General features: G+C 62.8%; 22 protein-coding genes and 2 tRNA genes. 19 read left to right on the forward strand and 5 right to left on the reverse strand.

Annotation, left to right across the window (positions count from 1 at the left end; genetic code table 11):
• Positions 1-32 precede the first annotated feature (32 nt).
• A complete protein-coding gene (locus GM676_RS05010; RefSeq protein ID WP_155462296.1) occupies positions 33-746 on the reverse strand; it encodes a DUF72 domain-containing protein in 714 nt (237 codons plus the stop codon).
• Between the two features lie 38 nt (positions 747-784).
• Between GM676_RS05010 and GM676_RS05015 the strand changes: the two genes are divergently transcribed.
• From GM676_RS05015 to GM676_RS05025, 3 genes are all read left to right on the forward strand, one after another.
• The gene (locus GM676_RS05015) at positions 785-1,342 is read left to right on the forward strand and encodes a DUF1439 domain-containing protein (RefSeq protein WP_155462297.1); all 558 of its coding nucleotides are present in this window, start codon (positions 785-787) and stop codon (positions 1,340-1,342) included.
• 120 nt (positions 1,343-1,462) lie between these two features.
• A complete protein-coding gene (locus GM676_RS05020; protein WP_170304223.1) occupies positions 1,463-1,972 on the forward strand; it encodes a DUF6622 family protein in 510 nt (169 codons plus the stop codon).
• Positions 1,973-2,025: 53 nt separating this feature from the next.
• The gene (locus GM676_RS05025) at positions 2,026-2,778 is read left to right on the forward strand and encodes a tetratricopeptide repeat protein (RefSeq protein ID WP_155462298.1); all 753 of its coding nucleotides are present in this window, start codon (positions 2,026-2,028) and stop codon (positions 2,776-2,778) included.
• Position 2,779: 1 nt separating this feature from the next.
• On the opposite strand, the gene GM676_RS05030 is transcribed toward GM676_RS05025, so the two are convergent.
• From GM676_RS05030 to GM676_RS05045, 4 genes are read right to left on the reverse strand one after another with little or no spacing between them, the layout of a single operon-like run.
• Entirely contained in the window at positions 2,780-3,541 is a 762-nt protein-coding gene (locus tag GM676_RS05030) for a substrate-binding periplasmic protein (RefSeq protein WP_155462299.1), read from the reverse strand.
• Positions 3,538-4,293 (reverse strand): UDP-2,3-diacylglucosamine diphosphatase, encoded by a 756-nt coding sequence (locus tag GM676_RS05035; protein WP_155462300.1) that lies wholly within the window; start codon positions 4,291-4,293, stop codon positions 3,538-3,540. Before GM676_RS05035 ends, GM676_RS05030 begins: the two co-directional genes overlap by 4 nt.
• 3 nt (positions 4,294-4,296) lie before the next feature.
• Complete coding sequence (locus GM676_RS05040) at positions 4,297-4,791, reverse strand: peptidylprolyl isomerase (RefSeq protein WP_155462301.1); 495 nt, start codon at positions 4,789-4,791, stop codon at positions 4,297-4,299.
• A 44-nt stretch (positions 4,792-4,835) separates the two neighbouring features.
• Positions 4,836-5,423 (reverse strand): peptidylprolyl isomerase, encoded by a 588-nt coding sequence (locus tag GM676_RS05045; protein WP_155462302.1) that lies wholly within the window; start codon positions 5,421-5,423, stop codon positions 4,836-4,838.
• A 212-nt stretch (positions 5,424-5,635) separates the two neighbouring features.
• On the opposite strand from GM676_RS05045, the gene cysS reads away from it, so the two are divergent.
• From cysS to GM676_RS05125, 16 genes are all read left to right on the forward strand, one after another.
• Positions 5,636-7,024 (forward strand): cysteine--tRNA ligase, encoded by a 1,389-nt coding sequence (cysS, locus tag GM676_RS05050; RefSeq protein ID WP_155462303.1) that lies wholly within the window; start codon positions 5,636-5,638, stop codon positions 7,022-7,024.
• Between the two features lies 1 nt (position 7,025).
• Complete coding sequence (locus tag GM676_RS05055; RefSeq protein ID WP_155462304.1) at positions 7,026-7,673, forward strand: DNA-3-methyladenine glycosylase family protein; 648 nt, start codon at positions 7,026-7,028, stop codon at positions 7,671-7,673.
• A gap of 86 nt (positions 7,674-7,759) precedes the next feature.
• Entirely contained in the window at positions 7,760-8,734 is a 975-nt protein-coding gene (locus GM676_RS05060; protein ID WP_154357951.1) for an acetyl-CoA carboxylase carboxyltransferase subunit alpha, read from the forward strand.
• 89 nt (positions 8,735-8,823) lie between these two features.
• Positions 8,824-10,209: a tRNA lysidine(34) synthetase TilS gene (gene tilS, locus GM676_RS05065; RefSeq protein ID WP_155462305.1), complete on the forward strand. Its 1,386-nt coding sequence runs from the start codon at positions 8,824-8,826 to the stop codon at positions 10,207-10,209.
• Between the two features lie 143 nt (positions 10,210-10,352).
• A complete protein-coding gene (locus GM676_RS05070; protein WP_155462306.1) occupies positions 10,353-11,600 on the forward strand; it encodes an aspartate kinase in 1,248 nt (415 codons plus the stop codon).
• Between the two features lie 101 nt (positions 11,601-11,701).
• Positions 11,702-11,794 (forward strand) — tRNA-Ser (locus GM676_RS05075).
• 401 nt (positions 11,795-12,195) lie between these two features.
• Entirely contained in the window at positions 12,196-14,397 is a 2,202-nt protein-coding gene (locus tag GM676_RS05080; protein ID WP_155462307.1) for a TonB-dependent receptor, read from the forward strand.
• Between the two features lie 78 nt (positions 14,398-14,475).
• Positions 14,476-15,057, forward strand: coding sequence for a YceI family protein (locus GM676_RS05085; RefSeq protein WP_155462308.1), 582 nt, complete (start codon positions 14,476-14,478; stop codon positions 15,055-15,057).
• 22 nt (positions 15,058-15,079) lie between these two features.
• Complete coding sequence (locus GM676_RS05090; protein WP_155462309.1) at positions 15,080-16,321, forward strand: MFS transporter; 1,242 nt, start codon at positions 15,080-15,082, stop codon at positions 16,319-16,321.
• 35 nt (positions 16,322-16,356) lie between these two features.
• Positions 16,357-17,166 carry an SDR family NAD(P)-dependent oxidoreductase gene (locus GM676_RS05095; protein ID WP_155462310.1) on the forward strand — a complete coding sequence of 270 codons (810 nt, stop codon included), beginning with the start codon at positions 16,357-16,359 and terminating at the stop codon, positions 17,164-17,166.
• 14 nt (positions 17,167-17,180) lie between these two features.
• On the forward strand, positions 17,181-17,969 hold the full coding sequence (locus GM676_RS05100; protein WP_155462311.1) for a MoaF C-terminal domain-containing protein: 789 nt from the start codon (positions 17,181-17,183) through the stop codon (positions 17,967-17,969).
• Between the two features lie 7 nt (positions 17,970-17,976).
• Entirely contained in the window at positions 17,977-18,366 is a 390-nt protein-coding gene (locus GM676_RS05105) for a nuclear transport factor 2 family protein (RefSeq protein WP_155462312.1), read from the forward strand.
• A gap of 23 nt (positions 18,367-18,389) precedes the next feature.
• Entirely contained in the window at positions 18,390-19,346 is a 957-nt protein-coding gene (locus GM676_RS05110) for a helix-turn-helix domain-containing protein (RefSeq protein WP_155462313.1), read from the forward strand.
• 126 nt (positions 19,347-19,472) lie between these two features.
• The gene (locus GM676_RS05115; protein WP_371866119.1) at positions 19,473-21,074 is read left to right on the forward strand and encodes a GMC family oxidoreductase; all 1,602 of its coding nucleotides are present in this window, start codon (positions 19,473-19,475) and stop codon (positions 21,072-21,074) included.
• Positions 21,075-21,143: 69 nt separating this feature from the next.
• Positions 21,144-21,236: transfer RNA gene (locus GM676_RS05120), tRNA-Ser, on the forward strand.
• A 283-nt stretch (positions 21,237-21,519) separates the two neighbouring features.
• On the forward strand, positions 21,520-22,851 hold the full coding sequence (locus tag GM676_RS05125) for an ATP-binding protein (RefSeq protein WP_155462314.1): 1,332 nt from the start codon (positions 21,520-21,522) through the stop codon (positions 22,849-22,851).
• The last annotated feature ends 31 nt before the right edge of the window (positions 22,852-22,882 follow it).

The following is a 22,882-nucleotide window of genomic DNA, read 5'->3' on the forward strand; positions in this document are numbered from 1 at the left end:
CTATAACACTAGAAATCAAAAAAACAAGCGATTTAACGCGAGTGTTGCATTTTTTGCAGTTGCAGGGCGTTGAGGATGGCGGCGCCGGAGGCGGTGTTGTCGAAGATGCACCAGCCGGCGTGGTCTCGCAGCCAGTCGGCGACGCTCTGGAGATAGGCTTGGTCGTAGGCGGAGAAGTACATGCGCGGGCTGCCGTGCAGGCGGATGTAGGCCTCGTCCGTGGTGGCGACGTACGGCCCCGGCTGGCCGACCGGCGGATCGGCGATCACGCGGCTGATGCGCTGGCCACGCAGCAGGGCGCTGGCTTCGTCGCCGAACCAGCTGCCGTGGCGGGCTTCGCAGGCCAGCATGCAGTTGAAGCGCTGGCGCAGTTGCCGCATGAAGAGGTCCGCCACGGCGGTGTCCAACCGCAGGCTGGGCGGCAACTGCACCAGCACGCAGCCCAGTTTGCCGCCCAGCGCGCCGGCCTGGGCGGCAAACTGGTCGAGCAGTGCTCCGGCCTCCAGCAGGCGTTGATCGTGGGTGATGGTGCGCGGCAGCTTGACCGCGAAGCGGAAATCGTCCGGCACGCTGTCAGCCCAGCGGGCGTAGGTCTGGGGCTGGTGCGGACGGTAGAACGAGGAGTTGATCTCCACCGCGTTCAGCACGCCGGCGTAGCGCTGCAAATGGCTGCCGGCGCCGGCAAAGGAGGGCGCCGCCTCGCGGCTGATATTCCAACCGGCGCAGCCTATTCTCGTCTCGGTCATATAATGCGCGTGTTTGTGAATTTTTGAAGGAAGTCCCGATGAATCTTAAACGCTATGCCAAATTTGCCGCGCCGCTGTTGATCGCCGGCGCGCTGGCCGCTTGCGCCGGCCTGATCGGCCCGCGTCAGGTGGAGCTGCCGCAGGAGCGCCTGCAAAGCAGCCTGGAGCGCAAATTCCCCATGCACCAGCGCGCGCTGGGCGTGTTTGAAGTCGAACTGAGCCACCCACGGCTGGAAGTGCTGCCGGAGAACGACCGGGTGGCGCTGACCATCGACCTGGGCGTGACGCCGCTGCTGGCGCGCCAGTCGTGGCATGGCAGCATGCTGGTGTCGGGCCGCCTGCGGGTCGATAGCGGGCGCAACGCCGTCTACATCGCCGACGCCCACGTCGACCGCTTCACCGTCGACAACCTGGACGAAGGCAAGCAAAACCAGCTGGCCAGCGTGGCCAACCTGCTCAGCGACAAAGTGATCCGCGATGTGCCGGTGCACACCTTCCGCCCGGAAGAGCTGCGCTACGCCGGCGTCCAGTTCGTCCTGACCGGCATCGACACCCGTCCCGGCGGCCTGGTGGCGAAATTGCAGCCGGCGCAATAAACTTTTCGCGCCGGCTGGCTGCATTTCGCGCCGCGCCGGCGCATTTCGTCGCATGACGATCCGCCGTTCACGCGCAACGGGCATCATGGCTCCATCGAAACCTACTTAACGGAGCCCACCATGATCAGCCAAATCCTCTCGCATACCCCTGTCTACGTCTGGGCCTTGCTGGCCTTCCTGCTGTATCGCGGCTATCTGGCCAGTCAGGATCGCGAGCTGACCCTGCAAAAACTGGCCATCATCCCGGTGGTGATGGTGGTGCTGTCGATTACCAGCATCAACAGCCACGGCGTGCTGGGCGAGGCGGTCTGGGCGGTGTGGGTCGCCGGCGTGGCGGTCGCCGCGGCGCTGGTCTGGGTGCTGAGCAAGGGCGAGATCGCCGTCAACCGCGCCGCCGGCACCGTGCTCCAGCGCGGCAGCTGGGCGCCGCTGATGCTGATGATCGCCATCTTCATCACCAAATACACGGTTGGCGTACTTTCGGTTATCCATCCTGAACTGGTGCACAGCCTGACCGGCTCGCTGGTGGTGACCACCCTGTACGGCCTGTTCAACGGCGTGTTCATCGGCCGCCTGGTCCGCTACGCCGCAGCCTGGCTGCGTCAGCCGGCCGCCGTTGCCGCCTTGTGATGCCCGCCAATAGCTTCTACAATCATGTCATTCTTTTATTGTAGAGGCTGGGTATGTATATTTTTGGTATCGGATTGCATGTGCTGGTGGCGATCTTCTTCGCCATCCATGCCATCCGCAGCGGTAAAGAGCTGTACTGGGTGATGATTCTGTTCTTCTTCCCCGGCCTTGGCAGCGTGGTGTATTTCTTCGCGGTCTACCTGCCCGATTCGAAATTGCAGCACGGCGCCCGCAAGGCGGTGAACGTGGCGGCCAAGACGCTTGATCCGGGCCGCAGCCTGCGCGAAGCGCGCCAGGCCTACGACTTCACGCCGACCGCGCAAAACCAGATGCGCCTGGCCGCCGCCTTGCTGGCCGCCGGCGACGCCGAGGAAGCGGCCACCACCTACGAAGCCTGCCTGAACGGCCCCTTCGCCAACGATCTGGAAATCCGCTACGGCGCCGCGCAGGCGACGCTGGCCAGCGGTCGCGCGGCAGCGGCGCTGGCGCACCTGCAAACCATCCGCGGCACCGACGGCAAATACCGTCCCGAGCAAATCTCGCTGCTGCTGGCGCAAGCCTGGGCCGCCACCGGCCGCCACGACGAGGCGCGCGCCGAGTTCGAATACGCGCTGAACCACTACAACAGCTTCACGGTGCAGGCCGAGTTCGCGATCTGGGCGGCCAGCCAGGGCGACGCCGACAAGGCCCGTCAGCTGCATGCGGAATTGAAGCACACCATGGACCGCTGGGCACGCCACACGCGCGACCTGAACCAGCAACTGGTGCGCCGTTTGAACGCGGCGATGTCGTCGATCAGCCGCTAATTTATTTGCCGGGTTTGCTGTGGCCGGGGTTGTTCATGCCGCCGGTCGCGGCGATGGCCTGGTTCAGCTTGTTCATGGTGGCCGGCGACACGTCGCGGCTGCACACGATGTAACGGCGCACGCCGGGCGGCATGTCCGGCAAGTCATGGCGAAGCAGGGTCTTGCCGGACTGTTCCTTCTGGCGGAAAAACTCCCAATCCTCGCGGTCGACAAACATGTAGGAGGCGCGGCCCACAGTCAGCATGCGCATCATCTGCGTGGTTTCCACCGTGCGGCTCATGACCTTGTTCTTGCTGGCCTTGATCATCGGGTCCAGCAGCGGTCCGTAGGACACGCCTTCAATCACGCCCAGCGTCAGCGTCGGATCGGTCAGCAGCGAGGCCAGCGTGGCATGCGCCTTGACCCGCTCCACCATGCCGGGCGCGATCAGTATCGTGTGCGGCAAGTCTTCGTGGAAGGGCTGGCTGTACTGCGCCACCGCCTCGCGCTCGGGCAGGCGATACCAGCTGATCGAGCAGTAGTTGGTGGCGCCATGCTGGAAGTTGGCCCAGATGCGTTTTTGCGGTTCGCTGATAAAGCGTGCCGGCAGCCCGGCGGTCTCGAACACGGTGCGCGCACGCGCCAGCAGAAAGCCTTTGGGCTCGCCGTTTTCAAGGTAGTGATAGGGCGGCTTGTCGCGCCAGGCGACCGTGATGGGCTCGGCGCCGGCAGCGCTGCCCAGCAGTACGCCGCATAATCCCGCCAGCAGCGCCTGGCGTTTCATGACGCGATGACCGCGCCGTCGAGGCCGTGCCGGGTGATGGCGCCATGCTCGTCGATGGCGATCCAGCCACCGCGCGGCGGTGTCGCTTCCGGTTCCCAGTCCGGCAGCACGTAGCGGCGCTTGCCGTCGACATGATGCAGGGCGGGGCGGTGCGTGTGGCCGTGGATCATGACGTCGGCGCCGGTGTCGTGGAACACGTCGAGGATGGCTTGCGGCGTCACGTCCATGATCTCGTAGGATTTGCCGCTTTGCTCCTTGCGGCTGTCGGCGCGCAGGCCGGCGATGATGGCCTTGCGCTGCGCCAGCGGCATGGCGGTGAATTGCGCCTGCCACGCGGGCTGCCGCACCATGGCGCGGAATTCCATGTACTTGGTGTCTTGCGTGCACTGGGCGTCGCCATGCAGCACCACCACTTTGTGGCCGCCGATCTCGGCCACCCAGGTCTCGGGCAGCAGGATGACGTTGGCCGCTTCGGCAAAGCCGGCGCCGACCAGGAAGTCGCGATTGCCGGCGATCCAGTAGACCGCCACCCCGGCGTCGCTGACGGCGCGCAGCGCCGCCACCACCTGCTGATGGAAAGGATCGGCGATGTCGTCATCGCCGGCCCAGTATTCAAACAGGTCGCCGAGCAGGTACAGTTGCTGCGCGTGCCGCGCGTGCCGTTCCAGGAAGTCGAAGAACGCCTCGCTGGTCGCGGGATGCGCGGGCTGCAAATGCAGATCGGAGATGAACAGCGCGCAGACTGCACTCATGGATCAAGCAGCCAGTTCGATGCTTTCGATGACCACGTCTTCGGCCGGCACGTCAGCGAACATGCCGCTGCGGGTGGTCTTGACCTTCTTGATGGCGTCCACGACGTCGGTGCCGTCCACCACTTTGCCGAACACGGCGTAGCCCCAGCCGTCCTGGCCTGGGTAGTCCAGGAAGGAGTTGTTCTTCACGTTGATGAAGAACTGTGCCGAAGCCGAGTGCGGCGCCGAGGTGCGGGCCATGGCCAGGGTGTAGGTGTCGTTCTTCAGGCCGTTCTTGGCTTCGTTTTCCACGGTGGTGTCGGCTGGCTTCTGCTTCATGCCTGGCTCGAAACCGCCGCCCTGGATCATGAAACCGTCGATCACGCGGTGGAAGATGGTGTTGTTGTAATGACCGGCTTCCATGTAGGCCAGGAAGTTGGCAACGGTTTTAGGCGCTTTTTCCGCGTCCAGTTCGGCGGTCATGGTGCCCAGGTTGGTTTTGATGATTACTTTGGTCATGTTGTTATCCTGAGTTGGTTAAGGAATGCGGCAAGGCCGCTATTTTACTGTTTTGGCTGGATTGGTGTCTTCAAAATCGTCGCCGACTTCACGGTGACCGGAATCACGGGCAGATTCTGGAAGATGCCTTTGTCATCCACCAGCACGCCCTTGATCTTGTCCACCGTCTCGAAACCTTTGACGACCTTGCCGAACACGGTGTAGCCGCCCGAGCCATCCGGGCCTGGATAATCGAGCGGGGTGTTGTCTTCCACGTTGATGAACCATTGCGAGGTGGCCGAGTTCGGATCGCCCATGCGCGCCATGGCCAGCGAGTACTTCACATTGTGCAGCCCGTTGTTGGACTCGATCGGCACCGGCTTGTTGACTGGCTTGCCCTTGAGTTTTTCATCGTAGCCGCCACCCTGGATCATGAAGCCGTCGATCACGCGGTGGAAAATCGTGCCTTTATAGAAACCAGACTTCACATAGGTGAGGAAATTGTCGACGGTTTTCGGTGCTTTGTCGCGATCGAGTTCAACGACGATATCGCCCATGGTGGTCTTGAGTTCAACCTGCGGTGCGGCCGGAGCGGCCAGCGCGGCGGCGGACAGCGTCAGGCCGGCGAGGGCGGTCATCAGTTTTTGATACATCAGTCATCCTCTTGTGAGTGTTGGATAGGCAAAATCCCGTTACAGATGAGGCCTATGCTGTTTTTATCAATGCTATACTTGTTCCATTCTACCCCTTAGAAGGTAGAAACAAGAACATTCCCAAGGTTCCCCCAGACCCACGCTGACGACAGGCGCATCCGCCGCGCCGGGCCATCGTATTGTCTGTGGACCTGAGCAAACGCAAGAGTCCGATGAGCAATTTAAAGATTTACAACACGCTGGCGCGTGACAAGCAAGTATTCGTACCGATCGAACCGGGCAAGGTCCGCATGTATGTGTGCGGCATGACCATCTACGACTACTGCCACATCGGCCACGCCCGCATGATGATGGCGTTCGACGTCATGTACCGCTGGCTGCTGGCTTCCGGCTACGACGTCACCTACGCCCGCAACATCACGGACATCGACGACAAGATCATCAAGCGCGCGGTCGAGAACGGCGAGACCATCTCGCAGCTGACCACCCGCTTCACCCGGTACATGGACGAGGACACTACCGCGCTCGGCATCCTGCCGCCAACGCTGGTGCCGCGCGCCACCGAGTACGTGCCGCAGATGCTGGCGCTGATCGAGAAACTGGAAGCCAGGGACCTGGCCTACCAGGGCGAGGATGGCGACGTCAACTACGCGGTGCGCAATTTCGAAGGTTACGGCAAGCTGTCCGGCAAGTCGCTGGACGACCTGCGCGCCGGCGAGCGGGTGGACGTCAACACCGGCAAGCGCGATCCACTCGACTTCGTGCTGTGGAAGGCCTCGAAAGAGTCCGAGCCGGACGAAGTCAAGTGGGACTCGAAGTGGGGCAAGGGCCGTCCGGGCTGGCACATCGAGTGCTCGGCCATGTGCTCGGCGCTGCTGGGCGAACATTTCGACATCCACGGCGGCGGCGCCGACCTGCAATTCCCGCACCACGAAAACGAGATCGCGCAATCGGAAGGCGCGTTCGGCCACACCATGGTCAACTACTGGGTGCACAACGGCTTCGTGCGGGTGGATAACGAGAAGATGTCCAAATCGCTGGGCAACTTCTTCACCATCCGCGACGTGCTGAAAAAGTACGATGCCGAGGTGGTGCGCTTCTTCATCCTGCGCGCCCACTACCGCAGCCCGCTGAACTACTCGGACGCCCACCTCGACGACGCCCGTGGCGCACTGACCCGCCTGTACACCGCGCTGGACGGCGTGGAGGGCGACGGCCAGCCGCTGGACTGGAAGGAAGAGCATGCGGCGCGCTTCGCCGAAGCCATGGACGACGACTTCAACACGCCGCTGGCGGTAGCCGCGCTGTTTGAACTGGCGACCGAGGTAAACAAGACCAAGGCGCCGGCCGCCGCGCGCCAGTTGAAAGGCCTGGCTGCCGTGATCGGCCTGCTGGACCGCACGCCGCAGCAATTCCTGCAGGCGTCGGTGGGCGGCGAGGGCGGCGACGATGCGGCCATCACGGACGCCATCACGCGCCGTGCCGAGGCCAAGAAAGCCCGCAACTTCGCCGAATCGGACAAGATCCGCGCCGAGCTGCTGGCCCAGGGCGTCATCCTCGAAGACAAGCCTGACGGCACCACCAACTGGCGCCGCGCATAACATGGTGATCGCCAAGGATAACGAGATCGCGGGCGGCGTGCCGTCTTACTGGGAGGAAGCCAAGGCTGAGCTCATGAAGCGGGACCGCATCATGAACAAGCTCATCCCGCAATTTGGCGACCTGCACCTGCGCGGTCACCACGATCCGTTTACCACCTTGGCGCGTTCCATCGTCGGCCAGCAGGTGACCGCCAAGGTTGCCGACGTGGCCTGGAAAAAGCTGCTGGACATCAGCCCCAAGTGCACGCCGGCGCAGATCATCAAGGCCGGCAACGAGCAGCTGGCCGCCTGCGGCCTGTCCAAGCGCAAGACCGAATACATCCTCGACCTGGCCGACCACTTCAAGAACAAGCGCGTCCACACGGCCCAATGGGACCAGATGGACGACGAGGCGGTGATCGCCGAGCTGACGCGGATTCGCGGCATCGGCCGCTGGACCGCCGAGATGTTCCTGATCTTTAACCTGCTGCGCCCCAATGTCCTGCCGTTGGACGACCCCGGCCTGATCCAGGGCATCAGCCAGAATTACTTCTCGGGCGAACCGGTCTCGCGCAGCGATGCGCGCGAGGTGTCGGCCAACTGGGAACCCTACCGCACGGTCGCCACATGGTATTTATGGCGTAGCCTGGACCCAGTTGCTGTAGAATAGATACTCTAATCGCTGTGCGAGGACTTTTTGTGCCCGTCACGAACGGGCATAAGAGCGCCGCAGCTGAGAATAAACACGGAGGTACAATGACCAAAACGACTTTCCTCAATTTTGAGCAACCCATTGCTGAACTCGACGGCAAAATCGAAGAACTACGCTTCGTTCAGGACGATTCCGCTGTCGACATCTCTGAGGAGATCGACCGTCTGGCCAAAAAAAGCCAGCAGCTGACCAAAGACATCTACGCCAAACTGACGCCATGGCAGGTATCGCAAATCGCGCGTCACCCGCAACGTCCATACACCATGGACTATGTGAATGAAATCTTCACCGACTTCCACGAACTGCACGGCGACCGCACCTATGCGGACGACCTGTCGGTGGTGGGCGGCCTGGCCCGCTTCAACGGCCAGGCTTGCATGGTGATCGGCCACCAGAAAGGCCGCGACACCAAAGAACGCGCCATGCGCAACTTCGGCATGCCGAAGCCTGAGGGCTACCGCAAGGCCATGCGCCTGATGAAGCTGGCCGAGAAGTTTGGCATTCCAGTGTTCACCTTTGTGGATACGCCGGGCGCCTTCCCGGGTATCGACGCGGAAGAGCGCGGCCAGTCGGAAGCGATCGGCCACAACCTGTACGTGATGGCGGAACTGAAAGTGCCGCTGATCGCCACCATCATTGGTGAAGGCGGCTCCGGCGGCGCGCTGGCGATCGCCGTGGCCGACCAGGTGCTGATGCTGCAATACGCGACCTACTCGGTGATCTCGCCGGAAGGCTGCGCATCGATCCTGTGGAAAACCTCCGAGCGCGCGGCCGATGCGGCCGAAGCGTTGGGCCTGACCGCGCATCGCCTGAAAGCCATCGGCCTGATCGACAAGATCGTCAGCGAACCGCTGGGTGGCGCGCACCGCGATCCGAAGCAGATGGCCACGTTGCTGAAACGCGCCCTGGCCGACTCGCTGCGCCAGTTCCACGGCATGAAGACCAAAGACCTGCTGGAAGCGCGTCACGAGAAGCTGATGAGTTACGGTAAGTTCAAAGAGACCACGCCGCAGGAATAAAAAATCGGGCACCGGCCTGCGCCGGTACCCAATCAAACCACCGGGAGCCCGCGCACGCGCCGCTCCCGGTTTGCATTTCGGAGCCACCATTGAAGCAGCAAAAGCCAACCATCACGTCCACCTTTGATCACGCCGTCAGCGCCGCCCGTGGCGATGCTGCGCGCATCGCCGTCGCCCTGAGCGGCGGCCTGGACTCCTCGGCCCTGCTGCACCTGGCGCACGCCTACGCGCAGCGCCACGAGCTGACCCTGTGCGCCTTCCACATCCACCATGGCCTCAGCCCCAACGCCGACGCCTGGCTGGCCCACTGCGAACGCGAATGCGCAGCCCTCAACGTCTCCTTCGAAGCCCGCCGCATCCAGCTGCAAGACGCCAAAAAATCCGGCACCGAGGCCGCCGCCCGCAAAGCCCGCTACGCCGCCCTCGGCGCGCTGTGCCGCGAGCATGACGTGCAACTGCTCCTGACTGCCCACCACCTCGACGACCAGGCCGAAACCGTCCTGCTGCAACTGCTGCGCGGCTCCGGCCCGGCCGGCCTGTCCGGCATGGACGCCGCCAACACCGCCGCCAGCCTGCTGCAAAACGACAACCTCGTGATGGCCCGCCCGCTGCTGCAAGCCTCGCGCAAGCAGCTGGAAAGCTACGTCAGCCAGCACCACATCAGCCACGTCCACGACGAATCCAACGACGACCCGCGCTACGCCCGTAACGCCGTGCGCCACACCGTGATGCCGGCGCTGGAGCAGCATTTCCCCGGCTTCCAGGAACGCTTCGCCCGCAGCGCCCAGCACGCCCAATCGGCCACCCGCCTGCTGACCGAACTGGCCGAACAAGACCTGACCGCCACCCAGGATGGCGACCAGCTCGACATCGGCAAACTGCGCACCCTGAGCCAGGACCGCGCCTACAACCTGCTGCGCCATTGGTTCGCCACGCGCGGATACAGCATGCCCAGCACCGCCTGGCTGTCGGAAATGCTCACGCAACTGCTGGAAGCCAAATACGACGCCCAGTTGCTGGTCACCCATCCCGACTGCCACGTGCGCCGCTACCGCGACCGCCTGCACCTGACGCCCAAGCTGGAAGACCTGGAAGGCACGCGCGAAGACCAGTTCGACGACAAGCCCGGCACCGGTTTCACCTGGAACGGCGAGACCGAAATGGCGTTCCCGGCCTACGGCGGCGTGCTGCACTTCGAGCCATCGGAACAGGGCTTCGATCCGGCATGGCTGCGCGCGCAACAACTGCTGATCGAGTTCCGCCGTGGCGGCGAAAAACTCAAGCCGGCGCTCAACCGTTCCACGCGGCTGCTCAAATACCACTATCAGGCCCTCAACATCCCGGCCTGGGAGCGCGGCCGCCTGCCGGTGGTCAAGAACGCCAGCCACCTGCTGTTCGCGGCCGGCATCGGCATGGACTGCCTGCACGTCGGCGCGGGGGCAGGGCGGGTGCGCCTGCGCTGGCAAGCTGTCTAGACATCAGGCGCTTTCTGCCGAATTTTGTATGTAGATATGTCTATTCAGTATGAGTTTATGAGCTTTTTGACTTGTTATTTTGCATTGCGACATGTAGAGTTAAGGGTTCCATTTACCTTTATTTGAGCGGAAAACTCACTGTTATGGCTTTAATCGTGCACAAATATGGCGGTACGTCGATGGGTTCGACGGACCGTATCAAGAACGTCGCGCGGCGTGTCGCCAAGTGGCATGACGCCGGGCACCGCATTGTGGTGGTCCCGTCGGCAATGTCGGGCGAGACCAACCGCCTGATCGCCCTGGCCAAGGAAATTCAAGCCCAGCCAGATCCACGCGAACTGGACATGATCGCCTCGACTGGCGAACAAGTGTCCGTCGGCCTGCTGTCGATGGCGCTGCAAGCGATTGGCAAGAAAGCCGTGGCCTACGCCGGCTGGCAAGTCGCGATTAAAACCGATTCCGCCTACACCAAAGCCCGTATTCAGTCGATCGACAACGAAAAAGTCAACCGCGACCTGGACGATGGCAAAATCGTCATCATCACCGGCTTCCAGGGCGTGGATGACGAAGACAACATCACCACGCTGGGCCGTGGCGGTTCGGACACTTCGGCCGTGGCGATCGCCGCCGCCATGAAGGCCGACGAATGCCTGATCTTCACCGACGTCGACGGCGTCTACACCACCGACCCGCGCGTGGTGTCGGAAGCGCGCCGCCTGAAAGCCATCACCTTTGAAGAAATGCTGGAACTGGCCTCGCTGGGTTCCAAGGTCTTGCAGACCCGTTCGGTGGAATTCGCCGGCAACTACCGCGTGCCGACCCGCGTTCTGTCGTCGCTGACCGACCCGATGCTGGACATCGAAGAAGAAGCCAACTCCGGCACCCTGATCTCGTTTGAGGAAGATACACACATGGAACAAGCAGTCATCTCCGGTATCGCGTTCAACCGCGATGAAGCCAAAATCACCGTGCTGGGCGTGCCGGACCGTCCGGGCGTGGCCTACCACATCCTGGGCCCGGTGGCCGATGCCAACATCGAAGTCGACATGATCATCCAGAACCAGTCGGTGGATGGCAAGACCGACTTCACCTTCACCGTGTCGCGCAACGACTACCAGCGCGCCGTGGACGTGCTGAACAGCACCAAGGAACAACTGGGCGCGGCCAGCATCACCGGCGACGCCAAAGTGTCGAAAATCTCGGTGGTGGGCGTGGGCATGCGTTCGCACGTGGGCGTGGCGTCGCAAATGTTCCGCACCCTGTCGGAAGAGGGCATCAACATCATGATGATCTCGACCTCGGAAATCAAAATTTCCGTGTTGATCGACGAGAAATACATGGAACTGGCCGTACGCGCGCTGCACAAAGCGTTCGAACTGGAAAAGGCGTAAATTTTCCGAAAAAAACCGCCGTGTTGCCTTGACCAAACGGGTCGCGGTCTATACTATGGCGGTCGTCTGCTTCACGGCGGACATAGTTGAGCAATCGACTAGGAGACGTGGCCGAGTGGCCGAAGGCACTTCCCTGCTAAGGAAGCATACGGGCAAAACCTGTATCGTGGGTTCGAATCCCACCGTCTCCGCCAGAACAAAACAAAAAAGCCTCCCCTGCGGGAGGCTTTTTTGTTTCTCCCTGCGGTCGTCGCATTACGCCCCATTGGGGCGTAATGCTTGTTTGTTCGGACGGAAACGGTGGGATTCGAAGGGTTGGGCCGTGCCGGCCCAACCCTCTCCGAATCGCCCAGCCCCGCGCGCCGAGGGCGCGCGACGTCAGCAAACCTCCAGCACATGCAATCCCCCCCCCCAGCGATCACATCCCATAGCCATCAGGCAGGAATATTAACAACCTGAATAAATCATGAACATGATCACTCCAAATTCATTAACATGTTAATCTTTTATCCGAGGGCAACCAAAGCGCGCCCCTGAGACGGCACCGGCGACTCGCCTCGACCGGGTGTCCAAAACTATAAATGGAGAAGACTGGATGAAGAATTCGTGGATGGGCTCGGCACCTTTGCTGATGCTGAACGTGATGTGCGTGACGGCCGCCATGGCCGCCGACCAACCGGCCGCCGCGCCAGGCGAGACGCAGCCGGATCAACCCGCCGCAACGGCCAAGGATCAAGGTATGCAGGAGGTGGTCGTCACCAGCCAGCGGCGCGCCACCAAGGTGCAGGACATTCCCATCGCGGAAACGGTGCTGACGGGCGACCAGTTGCGCGGCAAGGCGGTGGTCAGCATGGCCGACCTGGTGGGTGCTGCACCCGCCACCAGCCGGACCGACACCGGCCTGGTATCGTCCTTCAATATTCGCGGCATTGGCCTGTCGAGCGGCTCGGCGCAGGCCACCAACGGCGTGGCGACCTATATCGACGGCCTGTTCCAGCCGGCCGTGTCCAACTCGGCGAGCTTTTATGACATCGCCAATATCGAGATCCTGCGCGGTCCCCAAGGGACGCTGGTGGGCTCGAATTCGACCGGCGGCGCGGTGCTGATCACCACCGAGAATCCTTCGCTGTCCAAGGTGGAAGGCTATGCGACCGTGGGCGTGGGCAACTACCGCGCCAATAACTTCCAGGGCGCCCTCAATGTGCCGCTGTCGGACACCCTGGCGTTCCGCATCGCCGGCATCCACCAGCAGCACGACAGCTACTACACCGACAACGGCCCTTACCACAACAAGCCTGGCCGGCTGGACGAAAACGGCGGACGCCTGGGCGTGTTGCTCAAGACCGGCCAGTTCCAGGCGTTGCTCAAGATCGACAATCTGGACCGGAAAACCGGCGGCGCGCCCTACAAGCCGCTGCCGGGCAGTTCCAACGACGTTGGCGTGACCGGCGGGATTTTCGATCTGTACTACAACACCCCGAGCAAGTTCGACGAGAAATCCCTGATGACCGGGCTCGAACTGAAATACCAGACCGACAGCGGCATCGTGCTGCGCTCGCTGAGCGGCGTGCAGACCAAGAAAGTGAACGCGCTATGGGACGTCAACCCGTCCGCGGCGCTGGCGCCCAACCTGTGGGACATGCGTGTGCGCAACCGCGAATGGTCGCAGGAATTCAACATCATTTCGCCGGCCACCGGCCGTTTCAACTGGATACTCGGCGCCTACTACCAGCAAAACAAGATCGATGTGACCATCATCCAGCCGCCTATCGTCACGGTCGGCCTTGAGAACAATTTGCGCACCACCGGCGTGTTTGCCCAGACCGGCTACAAGCTGGCCGACGATCTGGAGCTGCAACTCGGCGCGCGCAAATCCGGTTACCGCGGGGTGGGCACGGGCGGCGTGTTCCTGGACGTGCCCGGCGCGCCGCCGGGCGGGATGCAGGTGGCGGATCTGGCGGGGCGCTATTCCGATGGCACGCCGACCGGCAAACTATCGCTGAACTGGAAGGCCACCAAGACCGACCTGCTGTACGCGTTTGTCGCGCGCGGCTACAAGAACGGCAACTACAATTCGGCCACCTCCCAGTTCAAGCCTGAAACGGTGTTGAACTATGAGGCGGGCTGGAAGTCGACCCTGGCCGATGGCGCCGTCAGGACCCAGTTCGATGTTTTCTATAACAACTACAAGAACTTCCAGATCGACATGTTCGATCCGACCAGCGGCCAGACCGGGGTGACGAACCTGCCGCCATCGACCATCAAGGGCGCGGAGGGGCAGATACAGGCCAAGTTGCGCGGCTTCAAAGTCGACGCGGCCTTCGCCTACGTCGCCTCCAAGCTGGCGCCGACCTCGCTGATCGACACGCTGTCGCTGCCCAGCCAGCCGCTGGGGCCGCAATGCGCGCCGGGCGTGCCATCCAACCCGCCGGCATGCTTTGACTTCGTGCCTTATACCTTCACCAGCTCGGGCGGCCCCAACCTGATGTCGCCCAAGCTGACCTACAACTTCGGCGTCGACTACAAGATGGAACTGCCGAACGAGATGAGCCTGACGCCGCGCCTGAATGTGTCGTACGCCAGCGGCAGCTATTTCTTCGCGACCTATCAGCGCAACGCCTACATCCCGAAACATACGACCGTGTCGGCCCTGGTCACCTTGCAGCGTGACGACTGGTCGGCCGACCTGTACGTCAACAACCTGACCAACCAGGCGTTCGTGACCGGACAGGCCTTCAACAACATGATTTACAACGCACCGCGTGAATTCGGTGTCCACCTCACGCGATCGTTCTGATGATCCGCTGACGCAGCGCGCGGCCTGCTCCGGCAGGCCCGCACCCTCTGTTTTTTCCACGCTCCATAGGACGCAACAATGAAACACTTAGTGATGCCCTTGTCTTCCGTCGCATTTGCCATCGCCGGCCTGGTTTCCCCAACGGCCTACGCCGCCTGGGAGATCGATCCCGCCCACACCCACGTCAGCTTCCAGGTGGCCCACCTGGGGCTGACGCAAACGCCCGGCCTGTTCCGCAAAGTGGCGGGGCAGGTGAGCTTCGATGACAAAAACATCGAGGCGTCGAAGGTCACGATCACCATCGACACCGCCTCGATCGACACCGTGCACGAGGCGCGCGACGCCGAGCTGCGTGGCGCCGCCTGGTTCGACGCCGAGAAGAATCCGAAAATCACCTTCGCCTCGACCTCGGTGCGCCGCGTCGACGACAAGAATTTCGTCATCGCCGGCAATCTGACCATCCGTGGCAAGACCCTGCCGGTCAATTTCAACACCGTGCTGACCAATCGCACCACGAATCCTTTCATGAAGGTGCCGCAAATTGGTTTTGTGGGCGGCGCCACCATCAAGCGCAGCGACTTCGGCATGATGCAGTTCGGCGCGATGATCGGCGATGAGGTTGAGCTGAAGATCGCCCTTGAGATGCTCCAGAAACCCTAGGAGCCGGAAGGAGTACAAGCATATGCGGCTTAGCTACGAGAACAAATTGCTCGCCATCCTGTCACTGAGTTTTGGCTTTGTGTTTTTTGACCGCCTGGCGCTGTCGTTCCTGTTTCCATTCGTCTCGGCGGAACTGCACTTGGACAATGCGCACCTGGGCATGCTGTCGTCCTGCCTGGCGCTGACGTGGGCCATTTCCGGCGCCGTGCTGGGCGCCTACTCGGACCGGCTGCCCAGCAAGAAACCGATGCTGGTGTTAGCGGTGCTGGGATTTTCCTTGTGCTCCGCCCTGTCCGGGGCGGTCACCGGCTTTGTCTCGCTGCTGCTTTTCCGCGCGCTGATGGGCATAGCGGAAGGACCCGTGCTGCCGCTGTCGCAGTCGATGATCGCGGCCAGCTCGACGCCGGCCCGTCGCGGCCTGAACATGGGGATCGTCAATGGCGCCGCGCCCGGCTTTCTGGGCGCCGTGCTCGGCCCGCCGGTGATTATCTGGCTCGGCACGCATTATGGATGGCGCCATGCGTTTTATCTGTCCTGCGTTCCCGGCCTGATCATCGCCTGCCTGATCTGGAAATACGTGGAGGCACAGCCGGCGACGGCTCCGCCACGGACCAGGGCGGGCGGGACCCAGCGGGTCGGCATCCGGGATCTCCTCAAAGACCGGAACATTTTTCTTTGCATGCTGATCGCCTGCTTTTACCTGACCTGGTTCGTCATCATCATTTCCTTCACGCCGACCTTCCTCATGCAGGTCAAGAAATATCGTCCTGAAACGATGGGCTATGTCATGAGCTGCCTCGGTTTCGCCTGGGTCCTGTGGGGATTTCTGGTGCCGGCGATTTCCGACCGCATCGGCCGCAAGCCGGCGATGTTCGGGTTTTCGCTGGTGGCCGCTTGCTGCCCGTTGTGCCTGCTCTATGTGGAGAGCGCCGCGACGATGATGCCGGTGGTGTTTCTGACTTACACCGGACTCGGCTGCTTCACCTTGTTCATGGCCATCATTCCGTCCGAGAGCATCGCGGCCGGTTCGATCGCCACCGCACTCGGCTTGATCATGAGCGTGGGCGAGCTGGTGGGGGGCTTCCTGTCGCCGACGATCGCCGGCCTCGCGGCCGATCGTTTCGGGCTGTCCATCGTGATGTGGATCGCGGCCGTCGGCGCCTTCGTGCCGGCCATCCTGGCCCTGTTTTTGAAGGAAACGGCGCCGCTGGTGGTGCAGGCCGGAACACGCGGTGCGGCGCCAGGCGTGCCCGTCGAGGGCTGAGTCAAAACAGGCAATTCAACTGACAAGGAAGACTGATGACAAGCGAGTTCTCGGGCAAAGTGGCATTCATCACCGGCGGCGGCACCGGCATCGGCGCGGCCGTTGCCAGGCAAGTGGTCGAGCGTGGCGGGCGGATCGTGTTGATGGGGCGCCGACGCGCGCCGTTGCAGGAGGTGGCCGGCCCCTTGGGCGGCCTGGTGGTGGAGGGCGACGCCGCCAGCGCCGATGACGTCAAGGCCGCGGTGGCGCAGGCGGCCGCGCATTTCGGCGGCATCGACATCCTGGTCGCGAACGCCGGCGGGCATGGCATCGGCGAGCTGACACAGACCAGCGACCAATCCTGGCGCATGGCAACGCACCTGAATCTGGACACCGCGTTTGTCTGTGCCCGTGAGCTCATGCCGAGCCTCATTGCGCGCAAGGGCAACATCGTGATGTTGTCCTCGCTGGCCGGCCATTTCGCCGGACCGGCGGTGGTCGGCTACGTCACCATGAAGCACGCGCTGATCGGCCTGACGCGCTCGCTGGCCCGCGACTATGGGCGCCACGGCGTGAGAACCAACGCCGTGTGCCCCGGCTGGGTCCGCACCGCCATGGCCGATGAACAGATGCGGATGCTCGCCGATCAGTATGCCATGCCATCGATCGACAGCGCCTACGCGCTGGCGACCCGGAATGTGCCGCTGGGGCGCGCCGCCGAGGCGGAGGAGGTGGCCGACGCCGTGCTGTTCCTGGCGTCCCGCCGTGCCAGCATGATCAACGGCACGTATCTCATGGTGGATGGGGGCGCATCGGCGGTCGACCTCCCCACCATCGCATTTGCGGACCCGTTCCCGCTCCCATAACGACAAGGCAGCCCATGAGCGACGACAAAAAACCGGCGGACTGGAAGACCTACGACGAATTTGCCGCAGGCATTGCCACCAATCGCCTGGCCCCAACCGCCAGCCTGGTCGGCACCACGCAGATGATTCAGTTGGACGCGCGGTCGATCACGCTGGCGTTCGAGGATGCGCACCGGGTGCGTGTCACCGACGCGGCGTCAGGCGATGGGACCGAATGGTGCGAGGTGATCGAAGTGGCGCCGTCGACCTATTTTGTCGACATCACTTTCCAGCACCGACCCTTGCAATCGATGACGGCGATTGTCAACACGCTGTCCCGCCGTGCGCTCGTGATCGAGTGCGAAGTACGTTCCCCCCAAGAGGCCGGGGCCGAGCCGCGCGTGGCCCAAACCTTCCTGGTGGGGCGGCTGGCGGGCGGCGAGGCCAGTGGCCTGGTGCCGCATGAATCGCGCGATCTGATCGGATTGCGCACCTGGCAAACGTACAGCCCCAACCATACATACGAGCACACCTATCTGAGTTCGCAACGGTATTGCTGGCAATGCCTGGTCGGGGTGCAGCGCGGCCATGGGGACGTGGACATGGCCACCTACTACAAATTCGCCGAGGATCAGTACCTGTTTACCTTCCGTGAATTCCTGATTCCGGTGGCGTCCGTGTTCTTTTTTAATTTTGCTTCCGGGCGCTCGACCGGCAAGTTCCTTGGGCTGACCGGCGCCGGCGCCATCGCCAACAGTCCGGCGGGCGCCTTGATGCAAAAGGCCTCCCAGACTCTATACTCTTCACAAATCGAACCTGTTTAGGATTTATATGAGCAGCAACTACGACATCATCGCCGCCCATTACGCGGCCTCCGATCGCCTAGACCTCGCCGGAATGATGGCCAACGTGTCGGCCACCGTCGAATGGACGGAAATGGCGGGTTTCCCCTGCGCCGGGACATGGATCGGCCCGCAGGCCGTGATCGACAATGTATTCAAGGTGCTGGGGACCGCCTGGGAAGACTATCGCTTTGAGCTGGAGCGGCTGGTGGACGGCAACGATGTGATCATCGGCATCGGCGCCTACTCGGGCACCTACCGGGCCACCGGCAAGGCCATGCGGGCCAGGGTCGCGCACGTGTGGCGCCTCGAAGGCGGCAAGGTGGTCAAGTTCGAGCAGTTTACCGACACGCTGCTGGTCGCCAACGCGATGCGTTGACTCGCCATCACAGGACCGGCGACATGGCGACCGCATTTGGCGATGTCAGCATTTCGACCAGCAGCGCCGGTTATCGCGACCGCACCGCTTTCTGGCTCACCAGCGTCGAGCGGCTGCTGATCCGGCTCGAATCCGGCGGCGACGGCGAACAACTCGACGCGACCTTGCAGGGCAGGGACTTCGGCTTGTTCCGCGCGGCGTCGATCGCGGCCAACCGGCATGCGGTCGAGCGCACGGCGGACAGCATCCGTCACGACGGCCGGGACGCCTTGTTCGTCTGCCTGATGCAGAAAGGGCGCGGCTTCACCCATCAGGGCGTCGAATGCGTGATGCACGGACCGGGCGATATCGTCATCTACGATACGACGCGGCCGTACGGGCACGGTTTTCCCGAGGACATGGCCATGACCGTGCTCGCCATCCCGCGCGGTGTCTTCGAACCGGAGCTCGGCCCCTGGCCGCCGGGGAAGCTGCTCAAGATCGACCATGGCGACGGCCCGGCCGGCTGGTGCGCGCAGGCGATCCTGCGAATCTTCGAGAGCGAACAAGTGCCGCGCCCGGAACGCGCGGCGCAAATCCTGACTCTGCTGGGCGCCGCGCTGCGCGTCAGCCGCGATGAATTGCGGGTCAGCCGCTCCACGCTCGGCAGCCTGTGGCGCGCCAAGGAATACATCCGCCAGAACCTGAGCGCCGACGACCTGAGCGCCGAATCGGTCGGCCGGGCGATCGGCCTCTCGGCGCGCCAGCTGTCGCGCATTTTCGAACTCGACGGGACCTCCGTCGCCCGCCATGTCTGGCAGATGCGCCTGGCGCGCTGCCGTGACGACTTGCTCAGCGACCAGTTGCGGCACGTCGCGGTCGGCGACATCGCTTTTCGCTGGGGCTTCAATCATCTGGCCCATTTCAGCCGCAGCTACAAGCGCCGCTTTGGCGAAGCGCCCAGCGTCACGCGCCAGCGCAAGCTTGCCGTGACGCTGTAGCGGGGCCTGTCCGGCCCGGTCAAGCGGGGCGTCCGGCCGGGTCAAGCGCGGTGGCGCGCGGACGCTATCCTGTCCGGACAGAATAGCGAGGCTTGCTCGCAAACCGCTTAACGCTGGGAGACGCAGGTGGAAAATCGATTTGACTACATCATTGTTGGCGCCGGTTCCGCAGGATGCACGCTGGCCCACCGGCTGGTCAAGGCCGGCAAGACCGTGTTGCTGCTGGAGGACGGGCCCAGGGACAACAGTCTGTTTATCCATATGCCAGCCACCTTTGTGCGCGTCATCGGCACCGAGCGCACCGTCATTTACCAGAGCGAGCCGCAAGCGGAGGCGGCCGGCCGCCCGAGCTATATTCCACAAGGCCGCACCCTCGGTGGCGGCAGCTCGGTCAACGCCATGCTGTACATCCGTGGCACGCCGCAGGATTACGATGACTGGGCCAGGCAAGGCTGCACCGGCTGGGAGTGGGGGCGGGTGCTGCCCGCCTTCAAGGCTTCGGAGGGGCATATGCGACTGGCCGGCGCGCTGCATGGCAGCGACGGCCCGCTGAAAGTCAGCGATACGCGCTTCCGTCATCCATTGAGCCTGGGATTCGTCCAGGCCGCGCAGGAAACCGGCATCGCCTACAACGATGACTTCAACGGCGAGCAGCAAGCCGGGATCGGCTTCTATCACACCACCACCTTCAACGGCCAGCGCGGCAGCACCGCCGCCACCTATCTGGCCGCGGTTCGGGAACGTCCGGAACTGACGGTGCGCACCGGCTGCCTGGTCACCCGCGTCCTGTTCGAGGCCAGGCGCGCCACAGGCGTCGAATGGCGCGACGCCAAAGGCGCGATCGCGCGCGCCACCGCCGACGCCGAAGTGATCCTGGCGGCCGGCGCGCTGGCCACGCCCAAGCTGTTGATGTTGTCCGGCATCGGTCCCGGCGGCCATTTGCGGGCGCTGGGGATCGCGCCGCTGGTCGATGCGAAACAGGTCGGACAAAATTTCCAGGACCATCTGGAAGTGTCGCTCTATGGGCGGGCGCGCGGGCCGATCAGCTTGCTGGGCAACGATCGCGGCCTCGCCGCGCTCAAGCATGGATTGCAGTGGACGCTGTTCCGGACCGGCCTGTTGACCTCGAACGTGGTCGAATCCGGCGGCTTCGTCGATACCGGCGCTACCGGCCGTCCCGACATCCAGTTTCACGTGTTGCCCACCCTGATAGGCGATGTCGGGCGCGCGCCGCTGCCCGGCCACGGCATCTCGATCAACCCCTGCATCCTGCGCCCGGCCTCGCGCGGATCGGTGCGCCTGCGCAGCGCCGACCCGGCGGCGCCCATCCTGTTCGACAGCGGCGCCTTGCGTCAGCAGGCCGACGTCGACACCCTGGTGCGCGGCCTCAAGCTGGCGCGCCGGATCATGCGCGCGCCGGCGCTGCGGAAACTGATCAGTGAAGAGTTGCTGCTGGACGCGGCGGCGCCGGACCAGGACGCGATGCTGGAGCGCTATGTGCGCGAGATGGCGAAAACCGTGTACCACCCGGTTGGCACCTGCCGCATGGGGAGCGACGCCGATGCCGTGGTCAATCCCCGGCTACAGGTCAATGGCGTGACCGGCCTGCGCATCTGCGACGCCTCGGTGATGCCCAGCATCGTTTCCGGCAACACCAACGCGCCGGTCGTCATGACCGCGGAACGGTGCGCGGAATTCATTCTGGCGGACCAAAATCCGGCGCCTTGACCAAACGTAGCGCAATCTATACTATGGCGGTCGTCTGCTTCACGGCGGACATAGTTGAGCGATCGACCAGGAGACGTGGCCGAGTGGCCGAAGGCACTTCCCTGCTAAGGAAGCATACGGGCAAAACCTGTATCGTGGGTTCGAATCCCACCGTCTCCGCCAGAAACACCTAAAACCCGTCTTGCGCGGGTTTTTTTATTTCCTTCGCCTTTCTCTACGGCTGATCATGCGCTAAAGTGGCACACGAGCGCCACCCGGGAGGTGAGGTCGGCCATGCCGTCGTTTGGGATGCTCCACTGGATGAGTGCCACCCCAGTTGCCGAGCGGCGCGCGATCGCTGGCGTGCTATCGGATGGAGATGTACTGCTTCGGCTCATTGCAAGAACATCCACGCTATCAAGCAGGGCATGATGCGAGAGCTGCTGACCGGAAGGACATGCTTGGTATGAAAGAGGGCCAGAACATCGAATGGAAGCAGTCCTGGCGGGATGAATACCTGAGATGGATCTGCGGCTTTGCCAATGCCGAGGGTGGCACGCTTTCTATCGGCAAGAACGACCGCGGCGATGTGGTGGGCGTTGCCAACGCGGCCAAGCTGCTCGAAGACATACCAAACAAGGTGCGCGACATTCTGGGCATTGTAGTGGTGGTTAATCTGCATACCCAGGCCGGTCGCGACTGGCTGGAAATCGTGGTCGACGCCTATCCGAGCCCGATCAGCTATAAGGGTGAATACCATCTGCGTAGCGGTAGCACCAAGCAGGAATTGCGCGGCGCCGCGTTGGACCATTTCCTGTTGCGCAAACTGGGCAGGCATTGGGATGGCGTGCCAGTTCCCCATGTGGGGAGTGCTGACCTGGAGCCGCGTGCCATGCTGTCGTTTCGAAAGTTGGCAGTGAAAAGCGGCCGCCTCAGCGCGAATTCTTTGGCCGAGAACGATGCTGCGCTGCTTGACAAGCTGCACCTGACCGAAGGGCAATATCTCAAGCGGGCAGCCACGCTGCTATTTCATGCAGACCCTGAACGATTCACCACCGGTGCTTGCGTGAAGATCGGCTTCTTCCGTACCGACTCCGACTTGCTCTACCACGATGTGATCTCCGGCGATCTGTTCACACAGGCAGAGAAGACGCTGGACCTGCTGCTGACCAAGTACCTGCGTGCAGGAATTTCTTATCACGGCGCGCAGCGGCTGGAGCGCTTGCCTGTGCCCGAGATGGCCTTGCGCGAGGCGGTGATTAATGCCATCGCGCACAAGGACTACGGCGCGGCGGTTCCCACGCAGATCAGCGTGTACGATCACAAGCTGATCATCTGGAACACTGGGCAGTTGCCGCCCGACTGGTCGCTGGCACGTTTGATGGATAAGCATCCGTCGCAGCCAGCTAATCCTGATATCGCTCGCACCTTGTTTTTAGCCGGACTGATCGAATCGTGGGGACGTGGCATCGACCTCATTCGCCGGGCATGTGTAGCCGCTGCTTGTCCCGAACCGAAATTCGCTTGTGACAGCACGGGATTCTGGGTGGAGTTTACGTTCGGGTTAGATGAAGCCGGAGAGACGCCGGTGAAAACGCCGGTGAAAACGCCGGTGAAAACGCCGGCCGCAATTCTCCAATGCCTTGCGGATAACCCCACCATGACGTTGGCCGAAGTCGCAGTCGTGATCGGCAAATCGCTGAGTGCTGTCGAGCGGGCCAGTGCTAAACTCGTCAAGGACGGCAAGCTTAAATATGTGGGGCCTCAAAAAGGCGGACACTGGCAAGTTCTGGCATAAAATCCATGAGTTGTTGTCATGAGCTTACGCT

The sequence above is a fragment of the Duganella radicis genome, assembly GCF_009720825.1.
Classification (GTDB): Bacteria; Pseudomonadota; Gammaproteobacteria; order Burkholderiales; family Burkholderiaceae_D; genus Rugamonas; species Rugamonas radicis.

What these genes read in the sequence shown, in the direction of transcription:
- GM676_RS05040 (WP_155462301.1), bottom strand. Translation starts at nt 4,791, where the DNA reads ATGACCAAAGTAATCATCAAAACCAACCTGGGCACCATGACCGCCGAA.
- cysS (WP_155462303.1), top strand. Translation starts at nt 5,636, where the DNA reads ATGAGCAATTTAAAGATTTACAACACGCTGGCGCGTGACAAGCAAGTA.
- GM676_RS05045 (WP_155462302.1), bottom strand. Translation starts at nt 5,423, where the DNA reads ATGTATCAAAAACTGATGACCGCCCTCGCCGGCCTGACGCTGTCCGCC.
- GM676_RS05020 (WP_170304223.1), top strand. Translation starts at nt 1,463, where the DNA reads ATGATCAGCCAAATCCTCTCGCATACCCCTGTCTACGTCTGGGCCTTG.
- GM676_RS05100 (WP_155462311.1), top strand. Translation starts at nt 17,181, where the DNA reads ATGAGCGACGACAAAAAACCGGCGGACTGGAAGACCTACGACGAATTT.
- GM676_RS05060 (WP_154357951.1), top strand. Translation starts at nt 7,760, where the DNA reads ATGACCAAAACGACTTTCCTCAATTTTGAGCAACCCATTGCTGAACTC.
- GM676_RS05025 (WP_155462298.1), top strand. Translation starts at nt 2,026, where the DNA reads ATGTATATTTTTGGTATCGGATTGCATGTGCTGGTGGCGATCTTCTTC.
- GM676_RS05030 (WP_155462299.1), bottom strand. Translation starts at nt 3,541, where the DNA reads ATGAAACGCCAGGCGCTGCTGGCGGGATTATGCGGCGTACTGCTGGGC.
- GM676_RS05070 (WP_155462306.1), top strand. Translation starts at nt 10,353, where the DNA reads ATGGCTTTAATCGTGCACAAATATGGCGGTACGTCGATGGGTTCGACG.
- GM676_RS05055 (WP_155462304.1), top strand. Translation starts at nt 7,026, where the DNA reads ATGGTGATCGCCAAGGATAACGAGATCGCGGGCGGCGTGCCGTCTTAC.
- GM676_RS05095 (WP_155462310.1), top strand. Translation starts at nt 16,357, where the DNA reads ATGACAAGCGAGTTCTCGGGCAAAGTGGCATTCATCACCGGCGGCGGC.
- GM676_RS05085 (WP_155462308.1), top strand. Translation starts at nt 14,476, where the DNA reads ATGAAACACTTAGTGATGCCCTTGTCTTCCGTCGCATTTGCCATCGCC.
- GM676_RS05015 (WP_155462297.1), top strand. Translation starts at nt 785, where the DNA reads ATGAATCTTAAACGCTATGCCAAATTTGCCGCGCCGCTGTTGATCGCC.
- GM676_RS05035 (WP_155462300.1), bottom strand. Translation starts at nt 4,293, where the DNA reads ATGAGTGCAGTCTGCGCGCTGTTCATCTCCGATCTGCATTTGCAGCCC.
- GM676_RS05080 (WP_155462307.1), top strand. Translation starts at nt 12,196, where the DNA reads ATGAAGAATTCGTGGATGGGCTCGGCACCTTTGCTGATGCTGAACGTG.
- GM676_RS05090 (WP_155462309.1), top strand. Translation starts at nt 15,080, where the DNA reads ATGCGGCTTAGCTACGAGAACAAATTGCTCGCCATCCTGTCACTGAGT.
- GM676_RS05010 (WP_155462296.1), bottom strand. Translation starts at nt 746, where the DNA reads ATGACCGAGACGAGAATAGGCTGCGCCGGTTGGAATATCAGCCGCGAG.
- GM676_RS05105 (WP_155462312.1), top strand. Translation starts at nt 17,977, where the DNA reads ATGAGCAGCAACTACGACATCATCGCCGCCCATTACGCGGCCTCCGAT.
- GM676_RS05125 (WP_155462314.1), top strand. Translation starts at nt 21,520, where the DNA reads ATGAAAGAGGGCCAGAACATCGAATGGAAGCAGTCCTGGCGGGATGAA.
- GM676_RS05110 (WP_155462313.1), top strand. Translation starts at nt 18,390, where the DNA reads ATGGCGACCGCATTTGGCGATGTCAGCATTTCGACCAGCAGCGCCGGT.